The organism is Burkholderia sp. SIMBA_062, assembly GCF_046534765.1.
Taxonomy (GTDB): domain Bacteria; phylum Pseudomonadota; class Gammaproteobacteria; order Burkholderiales; family Burkholderiaceae; genus Burkholderia; species Burkholderia ambifaria.
In genome coordinates this window covers 95286-103167 of record NZ_JAWRYD010000026.1, presented here as the reverse complement: position 1 = coordinate 103167, position 7882 = coordinate 95286, and the positions used below count along the sequence as shown (strand labels likewise).

The following is a 7882-nucleotide window of genomic DNA, read 5'->3' as shown; positions in this document are numbered from 1 at the left end:
GTTCGGCGAGCGATTCACGCAGGCGCGTGGATAACCTGTTGTTCAACCGCCTCGCCCACAAAAATGCGGACAGGTTCCTATGGAAACACTATCGTGGCAAATAAACATATTGATCAATAGCGTCCGAGAATGATCACTTTTACCCGTAGGCTCTTCAAGATCGTGCTGTTTATCGGCCTGCTCGCTCTATCGCTTCGTTATATCCGTCCATATCACTATGAGTGGACCCCAGCCGAAGCGCGCGCATGGTGGCGTGCTTCAGAATGGCTCGGCGTTCGCGATCCCGACGATTTGTATTTCATGGTGTGGGTAACTATCGAACTGATCACGACAGTGCTCGCCTACGTAGCGATCATGCGGATGTGGCGACACCATCGTAAAAACCTTATTGAGAAATGACGCCTGAGAACAGCCGCACCTGCATGCTTTTAAATATCGTGCTGTTTATCGGCCTGCTCGCTCTGTCGCATCGTATGTCGTTATGCCGCCCCATGCCTCTATAAGAGGACAGAAGGCCAAGCACGCCCTTACCCGACTCAAGGTTCACTGGACACCATCTTGGCTTTCAACTGGCCGCAACTCATTCGAGCGCGGCGCGCTCGAATGCATGTCGCTACACAGAGTTGCCACCCTGATCGTCTTTCCCGTCCTGCGTCGAATGCGTGCCGTTCTCGACCGGCGGCAACAACGCCGCGAGCACGTCGACCGAGCGCGCGGTCGCGCCGCGATGGCGCGCCGCGAACGCGGCACCCGCCGCGCCCATCGCGATGCGCCGCGCGTTGTCGGCGAACAGCGCGTCGAGCACGTGCGCGAGATCGAGCGGATCCGCGACCTGCATCGCCGCGCCGGCCGCGACCGCATCGGCGGTCGCCTGCGTGAAGTTGAACACGTGCGGGCCGATCAGCACCGGCACGCCGACCGCGCACGCCTCGATCAGGTTCTGCCCGCCGAGCGGCAGCAGGCTGCCGCCGATGAACGCGACGTCGGCGGCCGCGTAGTACGCGCCGAGCTCACCCATCGAATCGCCGAGCAACACCGTCACGTCGGCCGGCAACGGCTCCGCCGCAGCGGGCCGGCCGGCCGCCAGGGCCGCCGCGTCCGCACCCCACACCGAACGCCGCACGCACTTGAGCCCGCTGCGCTCGACGAGCGCCTCGACTTCGCCGAACCGTTGCGGATGACGCGGCACGAGGATCAGCAGCGCGCCCGGCGTGCGCATCGCGGCGAACGCCTGCAGCACCAGCGCCTCCTCGTTCTCGCGCGTGCTGGCGGCGACCCACACGGGCCGCGTGCCGATCGCGTCGCGCCATGCATGGCCGCGCGCGGCCAGCTCCGGCGGCGTGGTCATGTCGAATTTCAGGTTGCCCAGCACCGTCACGTTGCGCGCGCCGAGCGACGTCAGCCGCTCCGCATCGGCCGGGCTCTGCGCGAGCACGCGCGAGAAACCGCCAAACACGTCGCGCGTCGCCGCGCCGAACTTCGCCGCGCGCCGATGCGAGCGCGCGGACATCCGCGCGTTGGTCAGCACGAGCGGCACGTCCGCGCGGCGGCACTCGTCGATCAGCGTCGGCCACACCTCGGTTTCCATCACGAGGCCGAGCGTCGGCCGCCACGCGCGCAGGAAGCGCCGCACGGCGCCCGGCATGTCGTACGGCAGGTAGCAGCGCAGCACGCGCTCGCCGAAGATCTGCTCGCCGGTCGCGCGGCCGCTCGGCGTCATGTGCGTGAGCAGGATGCGCGCGTCGGGACGCGTACGCAGCAGCGCGTCGATCAGCGGCTGCGCGGCGCGCGTCTCGCCGACCGACACCGCATGCACCCAGATCAGCGGCGCGCGATCGTCGGGCGAACGGCCCGCGACCTGGCCGAAGCGCTCGCCGATATGCTCGCGGTAGCCGCGCTCCTTGCGCGAGCGCACATAGAGCCGGATGACGGCGATCGGCGCGACGAGCCACCACAGCGCTCGATAGATCGCCCTCAGCATGAGCGGGCTCCGTCACCGCGAACAATGCGGGGCGCGCTCAAACCAGCGCCCTGCCGGTCAGGCGCTCGAGAATCCCCAGCGGCGCGCATTCGCGGCGCACCATCGCGTCGACCGGCAGGAAGAAGGTCTGCTCGAGCATGAACTGGCCGGACATCACAGCGTGCGAAGTCTGATCCGAGAAACATATCCACACGCTGCCCGGCGGAAACGGCATCGTCTGCTGCGGACAGGCTTTCTGGTAGTCGAGATCGGCCTTCATCCCGTCGTGCAGGTTCAGCATCAGGTGGTCGTACGCGCTGCGCGGCGACTTCGTCACGTGCAGCAGGTTCAGCAACCACGCCGAGCCCGGCAACTGCGGCCGGATCTTCGGCAGGAAGCGCTTCGCGACGTCCTCGAACGGCTCGCCGACGCGCCACACGCGCGGCTGGCCGGCCGGGTTCACGTTCGTGAACACGCGCAGGATCCGCTCGCCGTAGTTCGGCCGCGACGGGAACGCGTCGACGTGCAGCCGACTGTCGTCCTTGCGCCAGGACGTCTGGCGCGTCTCGACCTGCATCAGCCGCAGGCTGGTCGGCGCGACGCGCAGCTTGCTGCGGTATTCGGGAAAGAGGCCGTCGACGAGCGTGCCGGCCTGCTGCTGGAAGCGCGCGACGAGCGCGCGCACGGCCGACTGCGTAACGCTGTCGCCGAGCACGCCGGCGAGCGCGCCGCCGTTCGGCGCGAGGCTGATGTTCTTGCGTTTCGGATCGGCGATCGACGGATCGAGCAGGGCTTCCTCGCCGCCTTCGATCGCGAAGCGCAGGTGCGGGAAATACAGCACCTTGCCTTCCTCGACCGCGGCCAGCAGTTGCTCGCGCGGCGCCGACAGGTTGTATCCGCTCCAGTCGGCGGACGGGACTTCGATGATCTGGGATTCGCTCATGATCGGTTCGCGTGCGTGACGGACAGGAGGGGCAGGACAGGCGGGACAGGCATGACGGGCCTCACAGCAGACCGAAGCCCGCAAGCGCCGCCTTCACCTGCGCGATCGACGGCGGCTGCCCCGCCGTGCCGAGATTGATGACGTTCGGCGACCAGTAGCCGCCGGTGCGCCAGGCCGTCGCGAAATTGTACAGTTCGACCGTCGGGCGCTTGAGCGCGGCCGCGATGTGAACCAGACCTGTATCAACCCCGACGGTCGCGGCCGCGCCGTCGATCAGGCCGACGACGGCCGGCAGCGACAGCTTCGGCGGCACGATCGCCGCCGCGCCGAACTCCTTCGCGAGCCGCTCGCTGGTCGCGCGCTCCGCATCGTTCCCCCACGGCAGCACGAGCGACGCGCCGCGCCGCACGAGCGCCTGGCCGAGCTCGATCCACGCGGCGTCCGGCCACTGCTTGTCGGCACGCGAGGTCGCGTGCACGAACACCACGTACGGCACCGGCAGGTTCAGGCCGAGCGCCGCGACCGCGAGCGCCGCCGCGCGCGTATCGAGGCCGAAATCGACCGGATCGGCCGGCGTCGGCGCCGGGTCGCCCAGTGCGGCCGCGACCAGTTGGCGCGAGCGCTCGACCACGTGCGTGCGCGGCGCGATCGGCACGCGCTGGCGATAGAAGAAGCGCACCGGCCATTCGTAGCCGGCGCCGTCGGTGCGGTTGCCGAGACCGGCGAGCGGGCCGCGCGCCCAGCTCGCGACCCAGGCGGTCTTGATCAGGCCCTGGCAGTCGATCACGAGGTCGTACTGCTCGGCCACGAGCCGCTTGCGGAACGCGCGGATCTCCCGCCACGTCGCGCCCGAGAACGGCTTCTTGCGCCAGCGGCGCAGCGAGAACGGCAGCACGTCGCGCACGCCGTCGACGAGCCGCACGAGGTCGACGAAGCTCTCCTCGACGAGCCAGTCGATCTGCGCATCGGGGTGGCGACGCCGGATATCGGCGATCACCGGCATGTTGTGCACGACGTCGCCCAGCGACGACACGCGCACGATCAGGATCTTTTGCACGCTGAAAAAACGCCGGCGGACGGCCGGCGACAGGCATAAAGACGCGATTTTATCGCGCCCGGGACGTCAGACAGACAAAAAGCGGCCGCACGCGTCAGCGTGCGCCGCTTTTCGGGGGATGGCGCGACGGCTCGTTCGACCGTCGCACCGGCGGCGGCCCCAAGGCCGCCGGGGTTCAGAACGGCAGCTTGACGTCCGGCTTCGCGGCCGTCAGCACACGGCGGAAGTCGTCCTGGATGCGCTTGAGCCCTTCCTTGGTCTCCGATTCGAACCGCATCACGACGACCGGCGTCGTGTTCGACGAACGCGCGAGGCCGAAACCGTCCGGGTACTCGACGCGCAGGCCGTCGATCGTCACGACTTCCTCGGCACCGTCGAACTTCGCCTCTTTCTGCAGCTTGTCGATCAGGCGGAAGTTCTCGCCTTCGTCGAGCCAGAGCTGCAGTTCGGGCGTGCTCATCGCGTCCGGCAAGCCGTTCAGCAGCGCGCTCGGATCGGCCGTCTTCGCGAGGATCTCCAGCAGGCGCGCGCCCGTGTAGAGGCCGTCGTCGAAGCCGTACCAGCGGTCCTTGAAGAACACGTGGCCGCTCATCTCGCCGGCGAGCGGCGCACCCGTCTCGCGCAGCTTCGCCTTCACGAGCGAATGGCCCGTCTTCCACATCAGCGGCTCGCCGCCCTTCGCCTTCACCCACTGCGCGAGATGGCGCGTGCACTTCACGTCGTAGATGATCTGCGCGCCCGGATTGCGCGACAGCACTTCCTCCGCGAACAGCATCAGCTGGCGGTCCGGATAGATGATCTGGCCGTCCTTCGTGACGACGCCCAGGCGGTCGCCGTCGCCGTCGAACGCGAAGCCGAGTTCGGCGTCGGTGTCCTTCAGCGCCTGGATCACGTCCTGCAGGTTTTCCGGGTGCGCGGGATCGGGATGGTGGTTCGGGAACGTGCCGTCGATGTCGGTGAAGCGCTCGACGAGTTCGCAGCCGAGCGCCTTGAACAGGCGCGTCGCGAGCGGGCCCGCGACGCCGTTGCCGGCGTCGACGACGAGCTTCAGCGGGCGCGCGAGCTTCACGTCGCCGACGATGCGTGCGATGTACTGGTCCGCGACGTCGAACTGCTCGAACGTGCCGCTGCCCGTTTCGAAGCGCTCGTCGACGATGCGGCGATACAGCGCCTGGATCTGCTCGCCGTAGATCGCGGCGCCGCGCAGCACCATCTTGAAGCCGTTGTAGTCGGGCGGGTTGTGGCTGCCCGTGACGACGATGCACGAATCGACGCGGCGTTCGCCGCCCTTCAGTGCAAGCGGCACGCTCGCCGCGAAATAGCCGACCGGCGTGGGCACCATGCCGACGTCGACGACGTCGACACCCGCCGCGCGCAGGCCATCGGCGAGTGCGCCGACGAGTTCGGGCCCCGACAGGCGGCCGTCGCGCGCGACGACGACCGCGTCGCCGCCCTGCGCGCGCACTTCGCTGCCGAATGCCCGGCCGATCCCGCGCGCCGTGTCGGCGTCGAGCGTCTTGCCGACCACACCGCGAATGTCATATGCCTTGAAGATGGATTGGGAGATCATCGATTCTCTCTCGGTTGCGTGCATGGAAAATAATCTGGCCGCCTTTCGCGCATGCCCGGCATCATACGTGCGGGCCTTGCACGACAAGGAACGGGGCGGCTGGTGCGGCCCAACTTATAATCGCGGGTTTTGATGACGCGCATTCTGTCCATTTTAATGCCTAGCCGTTCTGCCGCCACCAACCTTCCGCCTCCCGGCGCCCCGCCGGCCGCCCCAAGCGCGTGCGGCCGCCCCGCATGCTGAAACGATTCGGCAATCCGGACGTCGCGAAGGCCGTCGCGAATCTCGTCTGGCTCGGGCTCGAACGGCTCACGCAGATCGGCGTCGCGATCGCGGTCAGCGGTCTTCTGGCCCGTTATTTCGGGCCGGACGTGTTCGGCAAATGGCAGTATGCGAATACGCTTCTCCTCGTACTGGCGCCGCTCACCTGGGTGTGCGGCGCCGAAATCCTGGTTCCGACCATCGTCCAGCGCCCGCCCGCGCAACTCGGCGCGGTGCTCGGCAGCGCATTCGCGCTGCGCATCGGCGTGTCCGCCGTCGCGCTCGTCGCGACCTGGATCGCGATCGGCGCCGGCGCGTTCGACCCGCTCGTCGGCGCGATGCTCGCGGGCCTCGCGGTCACGATGGTGTTCCGCGAGCCGTTCGTCGGCGTGATCAACGCGTGGCTGCAGAGCATGACCTACAGCAAGCCGCAGCTCCTGACCAGCATGGTCACCGCGCTGGCGAAGGCCCTGCTCGTCTGGCTACTGGTGCGCGCGGCCGCCGGCCCTGCCCGCTTCGCGTGGCTGTGGGCGCTGGAGGCCGCCGCGATCGGCTTCGCGCTCGTGCTGTACTACCGCCATCGTAACGGCGGCGCGCTCGGCTGGACGTTCGACAAACCGCTGTTCAGGCACTTCGCCACCGCCGGCACCGTGTTCTGGCTCGGCCTGATCTGCATGTACCTGTTCCTGAAGCTCGACCGCCTGATGCTCGAGCGTCACGTGTCGTTTGCCGACCTCGGCCGCTACGCGGCGGCCCAGCAGCTCAACGAGAACTGGATCACGCTCGCGCTGATGCTCGCGCAGACCATCGCGCCCGCCTTCGTGTACCGCGTGCAGGACGTCGCCCGCCTGCGCCGCAACATCGTCCGGCTGACCGCGATGACCGCCGGCCTGATGACGGCCGGCGCGCTGGTGCTGGACGCGGCCGCGCCGCTCATCGTCGGCAAGGTGTTCGGCCACGGCTACGAGGCGTCCGTCGACATCTTCCGCTGGGCCGTCTGGCTGTCCGTGCCGGCCGGCATCGAGGCGATAGGCAATCTTATCGTTCTCAAATATCAAGCAAAATTCGTGTTGCTGGCGAAATGGGTGCTCGCGCTCGCGCTCGCCGCGCTCGTCAACGTGATCGCCATCCCCCGGCTCGGCCTGTACGGGGCGCTCGTCGGGCTCGCGGCCGGCTATGTCGCCGCCGCCGCCGTCAATTTTTATTACATTCGTTTCAGGCTGCGCCCATGACGTCTCCCGATTGCCCGCTCCCGCTCGACGACGTGGCCGTGCTGATGCCGGCCTACAACGGACACGACGACGTCGCCCGCACCCTCGCGTCGTTCAGCGAGGACGCGCCGGTGCACGTGCTGATCGTCGACGACGGCAGCACGCCGCCGATCGTCGCGCCCGCGCTGCCCGGCCTCGCGGTCGACGTGCTGCGCATGCCGCAAAACGGCGGCATCGAGCGCGCGCTCGAGGCCGGCATCGACGCGCTCGCGGCGCGCGGCTTCCGCTATGCGGCCCGCATCGACGCCGGCGACCTCGCCGCGCCGCGGCGGCTCGCGAAGCAGCGCGCGTATCTCGACGCCCATCCGCGCGTCGCCTGCGTCGGCATGTGGACCCAGGTCGTGTCGCGCGCCGGCGAGCCGCGCTTCATGCTGACCCCGCCGGCCGATCCGCGCATGCTGCGCCGCACGCGCTTCCTGCGCTCGCCGCTCGTGCATCCGTCGGTCATGCTGCGCATCGACGCGGTGCGCGAAGTCGGCAACTACCGCGCGAAGTACCGTGCGGCCGAGGATCTCGATCTTTTTTTACGGTTAATGCAACGCTACGATTGCGCGAACCTGCCCGAACTCGGCCTCTACTACGAGCTCAACGAGGGCGGGATCAGCGCGACCCGGCGGCGCCGCCAGTTGATCTCGACGCTGTCGCTGCTGCTGCGCCACTTCAACGCGCTGAACCCGTACGACTGGGCCGGCCTCGCCAAGAACCTGCTGCATTTCGTGACGCCGTACCGTACGCTGCAGCGGATCAAGCAGATGCTGTTCGCGGCGCGACCGTCCGCATAGGGCCTGTTCACGCCCGGCATTTTCGACGCTTTATTTTT

The 7882-nt window shown here is 68.1% G+C and carries 7 protein-coding genes; 3 read left to right on the top strand and 4 right to left on the bottom strand.

The window, feature by feature from the left end; translation table 11 throughout:
• Window positions 1-129: 129 nt before the first annotated feature.
• Window positions 130-399 (top strand): hypothetical protein, encoded by a 270-nt coding sequence (locus SB786_RS25540; RefSeq protein WP_410729917.1) that lies wholly within the window; start codon window positions 130-132, stop codon window positions 397-399.
• Between the two features lie 214 nt (window positions 400-613).
• On the opposite strand, the gene waaA is transcribed toward SB786_RS25540, so the two are convergent.
• The 4 genes from waaA to SB786_RS25520 form a co-directional block, all read right to left on the bottom strand.
• Complete coding sequence (waaA, locus tag SB786_RS25535; RefSeq protein ID WP_410729916.1) at window positions 614-1981, bottom strand: lipid IV(A) 3-deoxy-D-manno-octulosonic acid transferase; 1368 nt, start codon at window positions 1979-1981, stop codon at window positions 614-616.
• 37 nt (window positions 1982-2018) lie between these two features.
• Window positions 2019-2903 carry a Kdo hydroxylase family protein gene (locus SB786_RS25530; protein ID WP_410729915.1) on the bottom strand — a complete coding sequence of 295 codons (885 nt, stop codon included), beginning with the start codon at window positions 2901-2903 and terminating at the stop codon, window positions 2019-2021.
• Between the two features lie 61 nt (window positions 2904-2964).
• Window positions 2965-3960, bottom strand: coding sequence for a lipopolysaccharide heptosyltransferase I (gene waaC, locus SB786_RS25525; RefSeq protein ID WP_410729914.1), 996 nt, complete (start codon window positions 3958-3960; stop codon window positions 2965-2967).
• Window positions 3961-4135: 175 nt separating this feature from the next.
• Window positions 4136-5530, bottom strand: coding sequence for a phosphomannomutase/phosphoglucomutase (locus SB786_RS25520; RefSeq protein WP_006762132.1), 1395 nt, complete (start codon window positions 5528-5530; stop codon window positions 4136-4138).
• A 236-nt stretch (window positions 5531-5766) separates the two neighbouring features.
• On the opposite strand from SB786_RS25520, the gene SB786_RS25515 reads away from it, so the two are divergent.
• Together SB786_RS25515 and SB786_RS25510 are read left to right on the top strand one after the other, a co-directional pair.
• A complete protein-coding gene (locus SB786_RS25515) occupies window positions 5767-7023 on the top strand; it encodes a lipopolysaccharide biosynthesis protein (RefSeq protein ID WP_410729913.1) in 1257 nt (418 codons plus the stop codon).
• Entirely contained in the window at window positions 7020-7844 is an 825-nt protein-coding gene (locus tag SB786_RS25510) for a glycosyltransferase (RefSeq protein ID WP_410729912.1), read from the top strand. The genes SB786_RS25515 and SB786_RS25510 overlap by 4 nt, the downstream gene beginning before the upstream one ends.
• The last annotated feature ends 38 nt before the right edge of the window (window positions 7845-7882 follow it).

Bases quoted from the DNA above. Each gene is read 5' to 3' on its own strand.
- SB786_RS25540 (WP_410729917.1), top strand. From the start codon at position 130: ATGATCACTTTTACCCGTAGGCTCTTCAAGATCGTGCTGTTTATCGGC.
- waaA (WP_410729916.1), bottom strand. From the start codon at position 1,981: ATGCTGAGGGCGATCTATCGAGCGCTGTGGTGGCTCGTCGCGCCGATC.
- SB786_RS25530 (WP_410729915.1), bottom strand. From the start codon at position 2,903: ATGAGCGAATCCCAGATCATCGAAGTCCCGTCCGCCGACTGGAGCGGA.
- SB786_RS25520 (WP_006762132.1), bottom strand. From the start codon at position 5,530: ATGATCTCCCAATCCATCTTCAAGGCATATGACATTCGCGGTGTGGTC.
- SB786_RS25515 (WP_410729913.1), top strand. From the start codon at position 5,767: ATGCTGAAACGATTCGGCAATCCGGACGTCGCGAAGGCCGTCGCGAAT.
- SB786_RS25510 (WP_410729912.1), top strand. From the start codon at position 7,020: ATGACGTCTCCCGATTGCCCGCTCCCGCTCGACGACGTGGCCGTGCTG.